General features: G+C 71.8%; 12 protein-coding genes. 6 read left to right on the top strand and 6 right to left on the bottom strand.

The genetic code is table 11. The features are described from left to right. The 3 genes from AC069R_RS26930 to ahcY form a co-directional block, all read left to right on the top strand. Positions 1 to 1,128: vitamin B12 dependent-methionine synthase activation domain-containing protein (locus AC069R_RS26930; protein WP_478769379.1), on the top strand; the 1,128-nt coding region annotated here is incomplete at its 5' end. Then, positions 1,125 to 1,982 carry a methylenetetrahydrofolate reductase [NAD(P)H] gene (gene metF, locus AC069R_RS26935; protein ID WP_478769380.1) on the top strand — a complete coding sequence of 286 codons (858 nt, stop codon included), beginning with the start codon at positions 1,125 to 1,127 and terminating at the stop codon, positions 1,980 to 1,982. The genes AC069R_RS26930 and metF, both read left to right, overlap by 4 nt. Continuing rightward, complete coding sequence (ahcY, locus tag AC069R_RS26940) at positions 1,972 to 3,375, top strand: adenosylhomocysteinase (protein WP_478769381.1); 1,404 nt, start codon at positions 1,972 to 1,974, stop codon at positions 3,373 to 3,375. Before metF ends, ahcY begins: the two co-directional genes overlap by 11 nt. 75 nt (positions 3,376 to 3,450) lie before the next feature. On the opposite strand, the gene AC069R_RS26945 is transcribed toward ahcY, so the two are convergent. Continuing rightward, positions 3,451 to 4,122, bottom strand: coding sequence for a DUF4097 family beta strand repeat-containing protein (locus AC069R_RS26945; RefSeq protein WP_478769413.1), 672 nt, complete (start codon positions 4,120 to 4,122; stop codon positions 3,451 to 3,453). A 220-nt stretch (positions 4,123 to 4,342) separates the two neighbouring features. Beyond that, complete coding sequence (locus AC069R_RS26950) at positions 4,343 to 4,666, bottom strand: acyl carrier protein (protein ID WP_478769382.1); 324 nt, start codon at positions 4,664 to 4,666, stop codon at positions 4,343 to 4,345. A 198-nt stretch (positions 4,667 to 4,864) separates the two neighbouring features. On the opposite strand from AC069R_RS26950, the gene AC069R_RS26955 reads away from it, so the two are divergent. Further along, on the top strand, positions 4,865 to 6,091 hold the full coding sequence (locus AC069R_RS26955) for a cytochrome P450 (protein WP_478769383.1): 1,227 nt from the start codon (positions 4,865 to 4,867) through the stop codon (positions 6,089 to 6,091). Positions 6,092 to 6,106: 15 nt separating this feature from the next. On the opposite strand, the gene AC069R_RS26960 is transcribed toward AC069R_RS26955, so the two are convergent. Further along, positions 6,107 to 6,841: a GbsR/MarR family transcriptional regulator gene (locus AC069R_RS26960; protein WP_478769384.1), complete on the bottom strand. Its 735-nt coding sequence runs from the start codon at positions 6,839 to 6,841 to the stop codon at positions 6,107 to 6,109. Positions 6,842 to 7,073: 232 nt separating this feature from the next. Here AC069R_RS26960 and AC069R_RS26965 point away from each other — a divergent pair, with 232 nt between their 5' ends. Further along, entirely contained in the window at positions 7,074 to 7,736 is a 663-nt protein-coding gene (locus AC069R_RS26965; RefSeq protein ID WP_478769385.1) for a DUF4097 family beta strand repeat-containing protein, read from the top strand. 125 nt (positions 7,737 to 7,861) lie between these two features. Here AC069R_RS26965 and AC069R_RS26970 read toward each other — a convergent pair whose 3' ends face one another. Then, positions 7,862 to 9,064: a cytochrome P450 gene (locus AC069R_RS26970; protein WP_478769386.1), complete on the bottom strand. Its 1,203-nt coding sequence runs from the start codon at positions 9,062 to 9,064 to the stop codon at positions 7,862 to 7,864. A gap of 251 nt (positions 9,065 to 9,315) precedes the next feature. On the opposite strand from AC069R_RS26970, the gene AC069R_RS26975 reads away from it, so the two are divergent. Then, entirely contained in the window at positions 9,316 to 10,071 is a 756-nt protein-coding gene (locus AC069R_RS26975) for a thioesterase II family protein (RefSeq protein ID WP_478769387.1), read from the top strand. A gap of 103 nt (positions 10,072 to 10,174) precedes the next feature. Here AC069R_RS26975 and AC069R_RS26980 read toward each other — a convergent pair whose 3' ends face one another. Continuing rightward, entirely contained in the window at positions 10,175 to 13,312 is a 3,138-nt protein-coding gene (locus AC069R_RS26980; RefSeq protein WP_478769388.1) for a condensation domain-containing protein, read from the bottom strand. A gap of 67 nt (positions 13,313 to 13,379) precedes the next feature. Continuing rightward, the gene (locus AC069R_RS26985; RefSeq protein WP_478769414.1) at positions 13,380 to 16,511 is read right to left on the bottom strand and encodes a type I polyketide synthase; all 3,132 of its coding nucleotides are present in this window, start codon (positions 16,509 to 16,511) and stop codon (positions 13,380 to 13,382) included. Position 16,512: the final 1 nt, after the last annotated feature.

The raw sequence follows: 16,512 nt of genomic DNA on the forward strand, positions 1-16,512 counted from the left end.
GCGGACGTGATCGGGATGTCCGGGCTGCTGGTGAAGTCCACGGTGATCATGAAGGAGAACCTGGAGGAACTCAACCAGCGCGACCTGGCCGGCAAATACCCCGTCATCCTCGGCGGCGCCGCGCTCACCAGGGCATACGTCGAACAGGACCTCCACGAGATCTACCAGGGCGAGGTCCGCTACGCCCGCGACGCCTTCGAGGGCCTGCGCCTGATGGACGCCCTGATCGGCGTCAAGCGCGGCGTGCCCGGCGCAAAACTGCCCGAGCTGAAGCGACGCCGCGTACCCGCGCGGCCGGCGGTCCCTCAGGAGCCCGCGGAGGCCGGCCGCTCCGATGTCGCCACCGACAATCCCGTGCCGGCACCGCCGTTCTGGGGCACCCGTGTCGTCAAAGGCATCCAGCTCAAGGAGTACGCCTCCTGGCTCGACGAGGGCGCCCTCTTCAAGGGGCAGTGGGGGCTCAAGGGCGAGACCGTCGAGGGCGAGGGACGGCCGCGGCTGCGCATGTGGCTCGACCGGCTGCTGACGGAGAACCTGCTGGAAGCGGCCGTGGTCCACGGCTACTTCCCCTGCGTGTCCAAGGGGGACGACCTGATCGTCCTGGACGAGCACGGTGGCGAGCGCACCCGGTTCACCTTCCCCCGCCAGCGCCGCGGCCGGCGCCTGTGCCTGGCCGACTTCTTCCGCCCGGAGGAGTCCGGCGAGCGGGACGTCGTCGGCTTCCAGGTCGTCACCGTCGGCTCCCGCATCGGCGCGGAGACCGCCAAGCTGTTCGAGGCCAACGCCTACCGCGACTACCTCGAATTGCACGGCCTGTCCGTCCAGTTGGCCGAGGCGCTCGCCGAATACTGGCACGCCCGCGTGCGCACCGAACTCGGCATCGGCGGCAGCGATCCGGCCGCCATGGAGGGCATGTTCCGCACGGAGTACCAGGGCTGCCGCTACTCGCTCGGCTACCCGGCCTGCCCGGACCTGGAGGACCGCGCCAAGATCGCCGAGCTGCTGGAGCCCGAGCGGATCGGCGTCCACCTCTCCGAGGAGTTCCAGCTGCACCCCGAGCAGTCCACGGACGCGATCGTCGTCCATCACCCGCAGGCGAGCTACTTCAACGCGGGAGGCCGCGCATGACGACGTTTTCCTTCGAGTTCTTCCCACCGAAGTCCGCCGCGGGCGAGCGGACGCTGTGGCAGGCGATCCGCCGGGTGGAAACGCTGCGGCCGGACTTCGTCTCCGTGACCTACGGCGCGGGCGGCTCCTCGCGGGACCGGACCATCGACGTCACCCGCCGTATCGCCACGCAGACGACCCTGCGTCCGGTCGCGCATCTCACCGCCGTGGGCCACTCGGTGACCGAGCTGCGGCAGATCATCGGCGCCTACGCGGACGCCGGCATCAAGGACGTCCTCGCCCTGCGCGGCGATCCGCCCGGCGGCCCCAGGGAGCCGTGGGTGGCGCACCCGGACGGCTTCAGCCACGCCTACCAGCTGGTCGAACTCGTCCGCTCGCTGGGGAACTTCACCATCGGCGTCGCCGCCTTCCCCGAGCGGCATCCCCGCTCGTCCGACTGGGACACCGACATCCGGCACTTCGTGGCCAAGTGCCGGGCCGGCGCCGACTACGCCATCACGCAGATGTTCTTCCACGTGGAGGACTACCTGCGGCTGCGCGACCGGGTGGCCGCGGCCGGCTGCGACATCCCGATCGTCCCCGAGATCATGCCCGCCACCGACATCCGCCAGGTCCGCCGGTTCGCCGAGCTGAGCGACGCCGCCTTCCCGGAGGACCTGGCCCACCGTCTGGAGGCCGCGCGCGACGACCCCGCCGCGGGCCACCGCATCGGCGTCGAGTACGCCACCGCCATGGCCGAACGCCTCCTCGCCGAGGGCGCGCCCGGACTGCACTACATCACCCTGAACAGGACCACCGCGGCCCTGGACATCCACCGTAACGTCATCAGTTCAAGGAGCATTCGTGTCGCCTGAGTTCACGGATTTCAAGGTCGCCGATCTCTCGCTGGCCGAGTTCGGCCGCAAGGAGATCGCCCTCGCCGAGCACGAGATGCCGGGCCTGATGGCGATCCGCAAGGAGTACGCCGGGAGCCGGCCGCTGGCCGGCGCCCGGATCACCGGCTCCCTGCACATGACGGTGCAGACCGCCGTGCTGATCGAGACCCTGGTCGCCCTCGGCGCCCGCGTCCGCTGGGCGTCCTGCAACATCTTCTCCACCCAGGACCACGCCGCCGCCGCCATCGCCGCCGCCGGCATTCCGGTGTTCGCCTGGAAGGGCGAGACCCTGGATGAGTACTGGTGGTGCACCGAGCAGGCGCTGACCTGGCCGGAGAGCCCCACCGGCGGCCCGAACATGATCCTGGACGACGGCGGCGACGCCACCCTCCTCGTCCACCAGGGCGTCGAATACCGCAAGTCCGGTGAGCTGCCGCCGGCCGACAACGAGGAACTGGCCGCCGTGGCCGCCCTGTTGAAGGCGAGCACCCTCGACTGGACCGGCATCGCCGCCGAGATCCGCGGGGTGACGGAGGAGACCACGACGGGTGTGCACCGGCTGTACGAGATGCAGCGTGACGGTGTGCTGCTGTTCCCGGCGATCAATGTCAACGACGCGGTGACGAAGTCGAAGTTCGACAACAAGTACGGCTGCCGGCACTCCCTGATCGACGGCATCAACCGCGCCACCGACGTGCTGATCGGCGGCAAGACCGCCGTCGTCTGCGGTTACGGCGATGTCGGCAAGGGCTGTGCGGAGTCGCTGCGCGGTCAGGGTGCGCGTGTGATCGTCACGGAGATCGACCCGATCTGCGCGCTCCAGGCGGCGATGGACGGCTACCAGGTCACCACGCTGGACGAGGTCGTCGAGACCGCCGACATCTTCGTCACCACGACGGGCAACAAGGACATCATCATGGCCTCGGACATGGCCCGGATGAAGCACCAGGCGATCGTGGGGAACATCGGTCACTTCGACAACGAGATCGACATGGCCGGCCTGGCGAGGATTCCGGGCATCGTGAAGGACGAGGTCAAGCCGCAGGTCCACACCTGGACGTTCCCGGACGGCAAGGTGATCATCGTGCTGTCCGAGGGCCGGCTGCTGAACCTGGGCAACGCGACCGGGCACCCCTCGTTCGTGATGTCGAACTCCTTCGCGGACCAGACGCTGGCGCAGATCGAGCTGTTCACCAAGCCCGACCGGTACCCGACCGGCGTGTACACGCTGCCCAAGCACCTGGACGAGAAGGTCGCCCGCCTCCACCTCGACGCCCTCGGCGTCAAGCTGACCACGCTGCGCCCGGAGCAGGCCGCGTACATCGGCGTCGAGGTCGAGGGCCCGTACAAGCCGGACCACTACCGCTACTGAGCCGACATGACAGCGCTCATGCCACCGGATGCGGTGGCATGAGCGCGCGGTCTTCGGTCCCTCGCTCGCCCCTGCTCAGAGGCTGCGGGCGGTGATGTCGCCGTAGGAGGTGGTGGCGCGGATGGTGAGGCCCGCTCCCGAACCGGCGGAGTTCTTCAGCGCGTTGCCGATCCGGCCGTAGCTGGTGCTGGCGTCCAGGGTGGCGGAGACACCCGCGGCGGCGCCGACGGAGATCCCGCCGTGCTGGGTGGTCAGGGTGACGGCGCCCTGCACGGCCTCGCCGACGGTGAGGTCGCCCTTCTGGGTGCTGATCTCGGCGGGGCCGTTCACCCGGCCGACGGTGATGTCGCCGGTGGCGAGGGTGAGCCGGGCGCTGCCGGTCTCCTCCAGCTTGACCGTGCCGGTGGCGCCCTCGTAGGTGACGTCACCGAGGCGGCCGACGCTGCTCAGTTCGGCGACGGAGGTCTTGGCGTCGACGCGGGAGCCCGCGGGCAGTTCGACCGTCACGTCGAGGGAGCCGGGGTGGCCGAGCATCCGGTTGCGCTCGGCGGAGACCTCGACCCGCAGCACACCGTTGTCGAAGGCGACCGTGACCTGCTCCGCGGCCTTGACGTCACGGCTCTTGGAGGGGTTCGCGGGCAGCACCTCGACGGTGGCCTCGGCGCGGTCGGTGGCGATGAACCGGACGTTCCCGATGGGGATGTCCAGGACGGCCGCGACGGGGGCGGGGGTGTCGAACGTACGGATGGTGCCCTGGTTCTGCTGCATCGCGCGCTCCTTCGGTGCGTTTTTCCGATGATGGAAACGCTACGTTGCTTTCCGAATCTCTGCAAGCCGGATGTTGCGCAACTCCGTTGATTTCGCAGGTAGATGCAGAAAAACTGTTGCATCAGCCTTGAGGCTAACGCAACAGTCGACAAGGCGAGTGTTGCAACGGAATGAGAGTGAACGCTCGGCGGCCCGAGGCTCAGACGGTGATCCAGGGCGCTGGGCCGCGCGTCGGGCCGCCCGTGGGCAGGGCCCGGCCCGTCTCCCAGGCCGGCTGCGTCGCGGCCGAGACGATCCCCCACAGCTGACCGGCGGTCAGCGAGCGCACCGCGACGGTGACCTGACCGGCGAGGCTGACCCCGTAGGCGGCCTCCAGCGCGCAGACGATGCCGATGAGGGACATGGAGTCGAGGCCGTACGCCTCCATCGGCACATCGGCGGCGGGCACCTCGTCCTTGCCCAGGCCGGGCAGGCCCTGCCGGAGAATCGTCTCGAACCTCGCGTTCCACGGACTTGGGGCCATGGGTACGGACTTCCTTCCGGCTGGCGGGACGGTCCAGCTCGCGCACACGGCTGCGCGGCCGCCTCCACGGTGCCCGTGCCCGCTCGAGCCGCCGTGGAGGGGCGTTGGAACGCGGGGCACGGTGTCCGGGCGGTGTCCGCGCCGTGTCTGGCCCCCCGGCGATCCTGGCCCCGCCGACCACCAGGAAGGGAAAGACCGATGAGCCTCACGCCCGCCATCCCCCACAGCCTCCCCATGGACCGCGACGCGGGCCCCTTCGACCCGCCCCGCGACATGACCCGGCTGCGCGAGGCTCGCCCCGTCAGCCCGATGGTCTTCCCCGACGGGCACGAGGGCTGGCTGGTCACCGGTCACGAGGAGGCCCGCCGACTGCTGGCCGATACGCGGTTCAGCTCCCGCACGGACCTCGGCGTGCTCCACATGCCGTACGAGCTTCCCGGCATGCCCGCGGTCACCGAGCCGTCCCCGCAGGTGCCGGGCCTGTTCATCACCATGGACCCGCCGGACCACACCCGGCTGCGGCGCATGCTCACCGGCGCCTTCACCGTCAAACGCATGAAGGAACTCGAAGGGCGCGTCCGCGACATCGCCGAGCGGCAGCTGGCGGAGATGGCACGGCTGACCCCGCCGGTCGACTTGGTCGAGGAGTTCGCACTGCCGGTCCCGGTGCTGGTGATCTGCGAACTGCTCGGCATCCCCTACGAGGATCGCCGGAGCTTCCAGGCCGACTCGGCCACGTTCATGGAGAAGGACGTGGTGCTGGAGGAGAAGACGGCCGCCTACACCAACCTGACCACCTACCTGTCCGGACTGGTCACGCGCAAGCGGGCCCAACCCGGCGAGGACATCCTGTCCGACCTGGCCCGCCGTGCCGACCTCACCGTCGAGGAGTTGACCGGCATCGCCTTCCTCCTGCTGCTCGCGGGCCACGAGACCACCGCCAACATGCTGGGGCTGGGCGCGTTCGCGCTGCTGGAGCACCCCGAGCAGGCGGCCGCGCTGCGAGCCGACCCGGCCCTGATGCCGCAGGCTGTCGAGGAGCTTCTGCGCTATCTGTCCGTGGCCGACATCTTCTTCCGGTACGCCACGCAGGACATCGAGCTGGGCGGCGTGACGATCGGCAGGGGATCGACGGTCGTCGTCTCGCTGCTGGCCGCCAACCGTGACGGCCGGCGCTTCGAGCAGCCCGACGCCCTGGACGTCCACCGCGCGGCCCGCGGCCAGTTGTCCTTCGGGCACGGCGTCCACCAATGCCTCGGCCAGCAACTGGCCCGTATCGAGATGCGCGCCGCCTTCGCCGGCCTGCTGCGCCGCTTCCCCACGCTCCGACTCGCCGTCCCCGCCGCCGAGGTGCGGCTGCGGACCGACATGAACGTCTACGGCGTCCACGCGCTGCCGGTCACCTGGACCACGACGGCCCGCTAGGAACGGCGTGCCCGGTCACCCGGAGTCGTGACCGGGTTCGGCCGTTCTCGTGTAGAGGACCTCGCGGCCCTGTTCCGCGGCGCGGATGAGGGCCTCGCTGACGAAGTCGAGGAAACGGGCGGAGTTTTCGAGGCGGGCGGCGGCCGGGGTGCCGCGGCCGAGGACGCCGACGCCCTGGCGCGCGGTCTCGATGAACTGGTCGTTGGCGCGGGCGCTGCGGATCATCGCCTGGTACCACAGGTCGTCGTCCACGGTGTAGCGCTCGCGGCGTCCGCCGCGGTCGCGGCGGACGAGGTCGAGGCCCTCCAGGAACGTGATGGCCTTGGAGATGGAGGCCGGGCTGACCTCCAGGCGCTGGGCGAGTTCGGCGGCGGTGAGGCTGCCGGTGTCGGTGGTGTAGAGACAGCCCAGCACCCGCGCCATCATCTTGGGCAGGCCGGAGGTCATGAACACCGTGGTGAGCGCCTCCTGGTAGTCCCGCACGGCCTCCGCGTCCCGTCCGTACGGCTGCGCGGACGACGCCTGCCCGCTGCGGGGTGCCGCCTTGCGGCGCTGGCGGGTGCGCTGCTGGGTGGCGCGGTGGGCCAGGTCGGCGCGGTAGCCGGTGGCGCCGCCGTTGCGCGTCACCTCGCGCGTGATCGTGGAGGTCGGACGGTCCAGCCGGCGGGCGATCTCGGCGTAGGCCAGCCCGTCGGCCAGTCCCGCCGCGATCTGCTGGCGCTCCTGCTGGGTGAGTCTGCCTCCCGGCATCACGGCCCCCTTGTGCGTGTGGTGTTCCCGCTGACCCCTCCACCATAGCGTTCACACTCACTATATTGCAACGAACACTCTCACGGCCGTTGCGTTATCCGAGAAGACAGCGCAACGATTATTGCCGTCTGACCTGCCGAAATGCAGTGACTTAGCAAAACGCTTGTTGCCATGAACTGGAAAGCAACATAGCGTTTCCATTGTTCGGAACAACGTCACGAGGAGAGCCACGATGCAGAAGTTCGACACCACCGCCCCGATCTCCGTCGTCCTGGACATCAACGCCGGGCGTGTGCAGTTCATCGCCGCCCAGCGCACCGACACCGTGGTCGAGGTGCTGCCCGCCAAGGCCGGCAAGGGCCGCGATGTGAAGGCGGCCGCGCAGACCAGCGTCGAGTACGCGGACGGGGTGCTGCGGATCGCGAACGCCGTGAAGAACCAGTACCTGGGCCCCACCGGAGCCGTCGAGGTCACCGTCAAGCTCCCCGCCGGCTCGCGTGTGCAGGGCAAGGCCGCCAGCGCCGAACTGCGCACCGTCGGCCGCCTCGGCGACGTGGCCTTCGAGGGCGCCTACCGCGAGATCAAGCTCGACGAGACCGCCGGCCTGCGCCTCACCGCCGTCGACGGCGACGTCGAGATCGGCCGCCTGGGCGGCTCCGCCGAGATCAGCACCGCCTGCGGCGACATCCGCGTCTGCGAGGCCACCGGCGGCACGGTCGTGCTGCGCACCCACTCCGGCGACATCACCGTCGGCGCCGCCCCCGGCGTCTCCGCCGCCCTCGACGCCGGCACCAGCCACGGCCGCGTCGACAACGCCCTGAAGAACGACGGCACCACCGCGCTCGGCATCCGCGCCACCACGTCCAACGGTGACATCACCGCCCGCAGCCTCTGACGCGCGGCCCGCCGTGGCGAACGGACGGCGCGTACCGGACCGGGAAAGACGACGGTTCCCTCCCTGCCCGGCCGGGTCCGGGCCGTGCGGGGAGGGAACCGTCGTGACGAGCGGGTGATCCGGCGTCACCAGGTGACCGGCATGTTCTTCACGCCGGCCATGGAGGCGGTGCCGCCGAGCACGATCTCCTCCTCCGGCACCGCGAGCCGGAGGTCCGGGAAGCGGTTGAGCAGCGCCGGCAGCGCCACCCGCAGCTCGACCCTGGCCAGTTGCTGGCCGATGCACTGGTGGATGCCGTGGCTGAAGGCGATCTGGCTGACCGCGTCACGCCCGACGTCCAGGGTGTCCGGGAAGGAGAAGTACTTGGGGTCGCGGTTGGCCTGCGCCAGGTGCAGCGTGACGCTCTCGCCCTTGCGGATGAGCTGTCCGTCGAGCTCCACGTCCTCCAGCGCGGTGCGGATGATGACCGGCACGATGGTCAGGTAGCGCAGCAGCTCCTCGACGGCGGACTCGGTCTTGCCCGGATCGGCGCGCAGCGCGGCGAGTTGCTCCGGGTTCCTGAGCAGGGTCCAGGTGCCGAGCGAGATCATGCTCGACGTGGTCTCCAGGCCGGCGCCGAGCAGCATGACGCCGATGTTGGCCAGTTCCTGGTCGGTGAGATCGCTCTTGGTGAGGCCGCTGAGCATGTCGTCGGTGGGATGCGCGCGCTTCTTCTCCACGAGCCGGCCGATATAGGCCTGGAGATCGGTGACCGCCTTCGCCCAGTCCTCGGCCGAGATGGTCTCCCCCGGCCTGCTGGCGGTGATCACGATCGCCTCGCGCAGGAACTCCTCCTGATCCTCGAAGGGGACGCCGAGCATTTCGCAGATCAACGCGGTGGGCACCGGCAGCGAGAAGGCCTGCACCAGGTCGGTCGGGGGTCCCACCCGCTCCATCTCGTCGAGCTGGGCGGCGGTGACCTCTTCGATCCGCTGGGTGAGCTTGCGGATGCGGCGCACGGTGAACTCACCGGCCAGCAGCCGCCGGTAGCGGTTGTGCTCGGGCGCGTCCATCCCCGTGAAGTCGCCGGGCTCGGCGGGCGGGTAGGGGCCGACCGTGCCGGTCTCGTAGGGCAGGTGCAGCAGGTCGTAGCGGATGCTGAACCGCGGATCGGCGAGTACCGCGCGCGTCACGTCACGGGTGGTGGCGAGCCAGCCGAGGTGGCCGTCGGGATAGGCGAGCCTGCCAAGTGCGGGACGCTCGCGAAGCTCGGCGGGAGGATCAAAGGGACAGCCACCTGGCCGTTCGACCGGCAGGGTGGGGATGTCCGAGCGTTCCGTCGTGTCCATGGCGCAACCCTGGCCCAGCTGACGGGTGCTCACAATGCTTCGACCGCCGGGACGGCGCCGCTGGGCGTGGCAGGGCGATCGGCCTTGACATCCCCCTCGCCCCTCGCTCCCGGCCTGTCCTGTCCACAGGACACGCGCGCGGCGGCCGGGTACACGCAGGCGCGGAATTCCACAACAGCGCTCCAGCCGGGCACGAGCGGAGCGAGAGAGCCTGAGCGTCCGGGACGGCAACGAAAGGGCGGCACGATTCCATGACCACGGCCACCGTGAACCCCGACACCCTGTGGATACGCCGGTACCAGCACGCGGATCCCGGCGCGGCCCAGCTCGTCTGCCTCCCGCACGCCGGCGGCAGCGCGTCCTTCTTCGTCCCGCTGTCCCGCGCTCTCGCCGGCCGGTGCGAGGTGCTGGCGGTCCAGTATCCGGGACGGCACGAGCGGCTCGGGGAACCGCTGCTGGACTCGGTCGAGAAGCTGGCCGACGCGCTCTTCCCCGTACTGCGGCGCCAGCTTTGGGGGCCGGTCGCCCTGTTCGGCCACAGCCTGGGCGCGACCCTCGCCTTCGAACTGGCCCGCCGCCTTGAGGAGTCGGGAACGGTACCCGCCGCGCTGTTCGTCTCGGCCCGCCCCGCGCCCTCCCGGCAGCGGACCGGTTCCGTCCATCTCGGTACGGACGCCGAGCTGATCGCCCGGATGCGCTCGCTGGGCGGCACGGACGAGGAGATCCTGGAGGACGGGGACCTGCTGCGGCTGGCGCTGCCCATCGTCCGCAACGACTACAAGGCCGCCGAGACGTACCGCTACCGTGCCGGCCGACCCCTGAGCTGCCCCGTGCACGCGCTCATCGGCCGCGAGGACGCGGTGCTCGGCGAGGACGACGCACGCGCCTGGGGCGACCACACCACCGGGCCCTTCGCCCTGCACGCCTTCGACGGCGGGCACTTCTACCTCGTGGACCACGAGGAGGATGTCGTGGACACCATCGCCGGGCAGCTCCCGCCGGTCTGAGCCCGTACCCGGTGCGGCCCGGCCGGGGCCCGTCCCGTCGCCGTGACCACCGGGTGCGGGAACCGGCTCATGCCCCGGTTCCCGCACCCGGTGGGCGTCGGGCTCAGAGGACGGCGCCCTCCTTCGTCCTCCTGCGCAGCGTCGGCCGGCTCGACCGGCCCAGGGCCGCCCCCATGTCCGCCAGTCCGCTGACGGAGCGCGCCACGAACAGCGTGCGGATGGACACCTCCAGGCCGAGCTCCGCCCGGATCAGACCGGTCAGCCTGATCGCCCGGAGCGAGTTGCCGCCGAGGTCGAAGAAGTCCTGGTCGATCCCGACCCGGTCGAGTTCGAGCACCTCGGCGAACGCCGCGGCCAGCACCTGTTCGGTGTGGTTGCGCGGCGCCCGGTAGCGCCCCTCGTCGGGCTCGGGCTCCGGCAGCGCCGCCCGGTCCACGCGCCCGTCGGCCGTCACCGGCAGGCTGTCCAGTACCGCGAACACCGACGGCACCATGAACTCGGGCAACCGCCCCGTGGCGAACCGGCGCAGCTCGTCGGCCGACACGCTGTGGCCGGCCGCCGGGACCACATGGGCCACCAGCCGCTGCTGCCCGGCCTCGTCCTGCCGGACGGTCACCGCGGCCCGCGCGAGACCGGGGTGTTCGGACAGCGCGTCCTCGACCTCGGCCGGCTCGACCCGGACGCCCCGTACGTCCACTTGGGCGCCGGCCCGGCCCACGTACTCCAGCCGGCCGTCGCCGACCCAGCGCACCCGGTCTCCGGTGCGGTACATGCGCGCGCCCGGCGGGCCGAACGGGCAGGGTACGAAGCGCTCCGCGGTCGGTCCGGGGCGACCGGCGTAACCGCGTGCCACCTCGGGGCCGGACACGTACAGCTCCCCGGTCACGCCCACGGGGACCGGGGCCAGCCCCGGACCCAGCACATAGCGGGCGGTGCCGTCCACCGGAGTGTGACCGGTGACGACCGTCAGTCCGGGGCAGGCCTCGCGCACCCGGCGCAGCGCGGCCGGGGAGACGCGCTCACCGCTGGTCCACACCGCGCTCAGCCCGGCCAGGCATTCGGGGCGCTGCGCGGCGATCGCCGAGAAGAGTCCCGCGGGCAGCCGCACCGCGAAGGTGCCGTACGCCGTCCGCGCCGCGGCCAGCGCGTCGATGTCCAGCTCGCCCGCGTGGGCCACCGCCACCCGGCCGCCGTTCAGCAGCGGCACCCACACATCGAGGGCGAACGCGTCGCCGGTGTGCGGGGCGTGCCACAGCACACCACCTCGGCCGGCCGGCTGCCGGCGGCGGTCCAGGGCGAGGCTCACCAGGTTCCGGTCGGTCAGGGCGACCGCCGTGGTGGTACCGCCCGACGCGGAGCCGTGCCCGACGGCGAGCAGGGCGTCGTGGTGCGAGAAGGCCGGGGCGGCCGGCACATCGGTGTCGCCGTCGGCGGTCCCCGGCCAGAGGTCGTCGAGCACGAGCGCCGGTACGCGCAGGCCCGCGGAGAGAGCGCCGGCCGTCGCCGCGTCGGTGAGCAGCGCGTGTGCCGAAGCCCCGGCGATCCCTTCCGCGATTCGCTCGGCCGGGGACGCCGGGTCGAGGAGCAGGTAGGCCGCGCCCGCCTTCACCACGGCCAGCAGGGCGACGGCCAGGTCCACCGACCGGGGCAGCGCCACCGCGAGGACCGTCTCGGGTTTGGCGTGCCGGCGCAGCGCCCCGGCCAGGCGGTCCGACCGCTCGTCCAGCTCGCGGTAGGAGACCGTCGCCTCGCCGAAGACCAGTGCGACGGCATCGGGATCGCGCGCCACCTGCCGGGCGAACAGCTCCGCGACCGTGGCCCGCGGCAGCTGTACGTCCCCCTCGTGCGGCACCGTCGGTGCCTGTTCCCGCCCGGTGCCGCTCACCACGTCCAGCGCGCCGACCGGCCGGTCGCCGGCGGCCACCGCCGCGCGGATGTACGCGATCAACTCCTCGCCGATGAACCGCAGTTCGGCGCGGTCGTACAGGCTCAGGGGGGCGTCGAGCCGGATGTAGAGGTCACTGTCGGGGCCGCCGTCGGTGTAGACGCCGATCGACAGCTCCTCGAAGGTCCCGGTCGTGGCGCCGAAGTAGCGAGCCGGGCTGTCGCCGAAGTGGAGCCGGTCGGCGAACTCGACGACGTTCACGACGGCGCCGAAACTGCCGCGGCCGCTCATGGCGGTACCACTCGCGCGCTGGATGTCCGAGTAGTGGCAGGCGGCGTGGCCCGAGATCTCGTACGTCTCGTCGACGATCGCGTCGGCGATGTCGGTGAAGGTCGCGCCGAGCGGGACCCGCACCCGCACCGGGACCACGTTCACGGCCAGGCCGGGCGTCCGGCTCGCCACCCCGATCCGGTTGCCCACGGCCAGCGAGAGGAGGAACTCCGGGCGGTCGCAGCGGTGCCGGAAGAACACCGCGGCCGCAGCCGCCAGCAGTTGGGACATCCAGACGCCGGCGGACTTGGCGGCCTCGGTCCACTGGTCCGCCTCGACGCGCGGCACGGTCAGGGTGCGGCTCGCCATGCCGATGGTCTCGGCCACCTCCGACCAGCGGTCGGCGCTGCCGAGCGGTTCGTCCAGCGCGGCCCGCAGCGCGTCGGGCAGCGCGACGCGCGGCACCTGGGCGGGCGCGGGCGCGTCGGCCAGATAGTCGCGCCAGAACTCGGTGTCCTCGGTGAACCGCGGGGAGGCACGGTAGTTTGCCGCCTCGGCCGCGAACGACTCGGCGTCCCAGGGGTGCGGCAGCCGCGGTACCGGCTCGCCGCGCAGCAGTGCCGTGTACACCTCGGCGAGGCGCCTGGAGAGGAGGCCGCCCGCGCCGTACCCGTCCGAGACCAGGTGGTGGTAGGCGATCACCAGCAGGGAGCGGGTCGCCGAGAGCCGGACCACGCCGAGCCGGAACAGCAGGTCCCGTGCCAGGTCGAACGGCTCGCGCACCAGGTCGGACAGTCGCTCGCGGGCCGCCTGTTCGGGGTCGGCCTCGGCACCGAGGTCCAGGAAGAAGGGCCGCCAGTCGCCGAGTTCGCGCGTGCGCAGGCGCAGTCCGTCACCGTCGTCGACGAAGTTGACGCGCAGCACCTCCGCCTCGTCCATGACGTGCAGGAACGCGGACTCCATGACCGCGGCGTCCAGTTCGCCGTCCACGTCCCACATGGTCAGCGCATGGTTCGGCGTGTCAGGGGCCAGTTGCTGCGCCCGCCACATCCCTTCATGCGCGGAGGACACACCGAACGTACCCACACAGATCAACCCCTCAGCAGGAAGTGAGACAGCGGTTCAGGACAACGTGGCGCGCGGCGCCGCGAGTTCACCGCGGGCCATCCTGGGCCAGCGCGGTCGTGATGTGCTCGGCCATCAGTCGCGGCGTCGGGTGGCGCAGCACCGCGTTCGCCCGCAGTTTGAGTCCGGTCGACGCGGTCAGGCGCTTGCTCAGCTCCGATGACAGCATCGAGTCGAACCCGATCTTCATGAACTCGTCGTCGGGTCCGACGGAGTCGGCGCCGGAGTGTCCGAGCACCAGAGCCACCCGCTCGACGACATGGTCGAGGACGAGCGCACGCGCCGCGTCGCCGGGAAGGTCCGCCAGCCGCTCCGACAGGGGGACCCGGCGGTCGTCCTCGTCCGTGGCCGGCTGTGCCGGGGACGCCGCGGCCGCCGGTGCGTGCGCCGGTGCCAGCCAGTACCGCTGCCGCTGGAACGCGTACGTCGGCAGGTCCACCCGGCGGCGCGTCCGGAACAGGGTGTCCCAGTCCACGGTCCCGCCCCGGACGTGCAGCGCGGCCAGCGAGCCGAGCACGGCCGCCACCTCGCCGCCGCCCCGCCGGGAGGAGGACAGCACCAGCGCGTCGGCCACGTCCTCGACCGTCTCCTGGACCGGTACGGTCAGCACGGGGTGCGGGCTCATCTCGATGAACACCCGGAAGCCGTCATCGGCCAGGCGCCGGACGGACGTCTCGAAGCGGACCCGCTCGCGCAGGTTGTCGTACCAGTAACCGGCGTCCAGCCGCGCGGTATCGATCGCCTCGCCGTACAGGGTCGAGTAGAAGGGCAGCTTTGACCTCGTCGGCCGCACGTCGGCCAGCGCACCGGTGACCTGGTCGCGGACGCGGGTCACGTGGGGGGAGTGGGAGGCGTACTCGACCGCGATCCTCCGGGCCTGGGCGCCGTCGGCCTTCATCTTCTCCACGAATTCGTCGATCGCGTCCGGTTCCCCGGACACCACCACGGAACGCGGTCCGTTGACCACGGCGACACCGATCCGGTCGCCCCACGGTGCCAGCCGCTCCTGAACGACCTCGGCGGACTCCGCGACCGACGCCATCGTGCCGTGCCCGATCAACTCCACCAGGGCCTTGCTGCGCAGCGCCACGATCTTGGCGGCATCCCGCAGGGACAGCGCGCCGCACACATGGGCGGCGGCTATCTCGCCCTGGCTGTGGCCCACCACCGCGGCCGGTTCCACGCCCCAGGACCGCCACAGGGCGGCCAGCGACACCATGACCGAGAACAGCGCCGGCTGTACGACGTCCACCCGCTCCAGGTTCGGGGCGCCCTCCGCGTCGCGCACCACGTCGAGCAGCGACCAGTCGACCCACTCGGCCAGTGCGGCCGCGCACGCGTCGAGGCTCTTTGCGAAGACCGGGAAGGCGTCGTACAGCTCCCGGCCCATGCCGATCCACTGGGAGCCCTGTCCCGGAAACACGAAGGCGACGCCACCGACGTTCCCGGCTTCACCCCGGACCACCCGCGGGGAGTCCACGCCGGCGCTCAACGCCGTCAGGGCGTGCACCAGTTCGTCCCGGTCACGGCCGAGGACCACCGCGCGGTGCTCGAACCGCGACCGGCCCGAGGCCAGCGACCAGCCCGCGTCGGCGATGTCCGCCTCCGTGCCGGCGGCGGCGAAGTCGCGCAGCCTGCCCGCCTGCTGTTCCAGGGCCTTCGCGGTCCGGCCCGACACCAGCCACGGCACCAGGCCACCGACGACGCCGGCGCCGGACCCCTGCGTCTGCTGCTGCTCCGGCTGCTGTTCCTGCTCCGGGGCCTCTTCGAGGATCACGTGCGCGTTGGTGCCGCTGACCCCGAACGAGGACACACCGGCCCGCCGCGGGCTGTCCCCGCGGGTCCACTCCCGGCCCTCCACCAGCAGTTCGACCCCGCCGGACGACCAGTCCACGTGCCGCGAGGGGGCATCGACGTGCAGGGTCTTCGGGAGGTACCCGTGGCGCATGGCCTGCACGGCCTTGATGACCCCGCCGACAGCGGCGGCGGCCTGCGCGTGCCCGATGTTCGACTTCAGGGAGCCGAGCCACAGCGGCCTGCCCTCGGCCCGGTCCTGCCCGTAGGTCGCGAGCAGCGCGCCCGCCTCGATGGGGTCGCCCAGGGTGGTTCCGGTGCCGTGGGCCTCGACCAGGTCCACGTCGCGGGCCGCGACCCCGGCGTTCGCCAGGGCCCGCCGGATCACCTTCTCCTGGGCGCGGCCGTTGGGAGCGGTCAGTCCGTTGCTGGCGCCGTCCTGGTTCACCGCGGTGCCGCGTACGACGGCGAGCACCGGGTGGCCGTTGCGGCGGGCGTCGGACAGCCGCTCCAGCAGCAGGACGCCCACCCCCTCGGCCCAGCCGGTGCCGTCGGCGGTGTCCGCGAAGGCCTTGCAGCGGCCGTCGGGCGACAGCGCGTCCTGCCGGGCGAACTCGACGAAGGCCGCGGGCGTGGACAGCACCAGCGCCCCGCCCGCCAGCGCCAGCGAGCACTCCCCGGCGCGCAGCGACTGCACGGCCAGGTGCAGGGCCACCAGCGACGACGAGCACGCCGTGTCCAGGGACACCGCGGGCCCGGTCAGGCCCAGCTCGTAGGAGACGCGGCCGGTGGCGACGCTCAGCGAGCTGCCGTACAGCAGGTAGCCCTCCAGCTCGCGCTGGCCCGACTCCAGGAAACGCCACCCGTACTCGGTGGAGCTGACCCCGGAGAAGACGCCGACGTCGGCTCCGCGCACCTCGGCGGGGACGATGCCGGCGCGCTCGAATGCCTCCCACGATGTCTCCAGGAGCAGCCGGTGATGGGGGTCGACCGCGAGCGCCTCGCGCGGGCTGATGCCGAAGAACTCCGGGTCGAAACCGGCCACGTCGGCCAGGAAGCCGCCCTGGCGGGTGTAGGTGCGGCCGACGGCGTCGCGGTCCGGGTCGTACACATCCCGCCAGCCGCGGTCCTCGGGGAAGGCGCCGACGACGTCCCGGCCCTCCCGCACCACGTCCCACAGCTCCTCGGGCGAGGACACGCCGCCCGGGTAGCGGCACGCCATGGACACCACGGCGATCGGCTCGCCGCGGCCCGCTTTCAGGGCGTCGTTCTCCTGCCGGAGGCGGTCGCGCTCCTCCAGCAGCGTGCGCAGCGCCCGCTGGATCCGGTCCCCGCCGTCAGCCGGGCGGTCGCCGGAGTTGGTCATG

The organism is Streptomyces sp. NPDC043952 (assembly GCF_056435325.1).

Coding starts and splice junctions, on each gene's coding strand:
- AC069R_RS26955 (WP_478769383.1), top strand. CDS start 4,865: ATGAGCCTCACGCCCGCCATCCCCCACAGCCTCCCCATGGACCGCGAC.
- AC069R_RS26965 (WP_478769385.1), top strand. CDS start 7,074: ATGCAGAAGTTCGACACCACCGCCCCGATCTCCGTCGTCCTGGACATC.
- AC069R_RS26985 (WP_478769414.1), bottom strand. CDS start 16,511: ATGACCAACTCCGGCGACCGCCCGGCTGACGGCGGGGACCGGATCCAG.
- AC069R_RS26950 (WP_478769382.1), bottom strand. CDS start 4,666: ATGGCCCCAAGTCCGTGGAACGCGAGGTTCGAGACGATTCTCCGGCAG.
- AC069R_RS26975 (WP_478769387.1), top strand. CDS start 9,316: ATGACCACGGCCACCGTGAACCCCGACACCCTGTGGATACGCCGGTAC.
- AC069R_RS26970 (WP_478769386.1), bottom strand. CDS start 9,064: ATGGACACGACGGAACGCTCGGACATCCCCACCCTGCCGGTCGAACGG.
- metF (WP_478769380.1), top strand. CDS start 1,125: ATGACGACGTTTTCCTTCGAGTTCTTCCCACCGAAGTCCGCCGCGGGC.
- AC069R_RS26960 (WP_478769384.1), bottom strand. CDS start 6,841: ATGCCGGGAGGCAGACTCACCCAGCAGGAGCGCCAGCAGATCGCGGCG.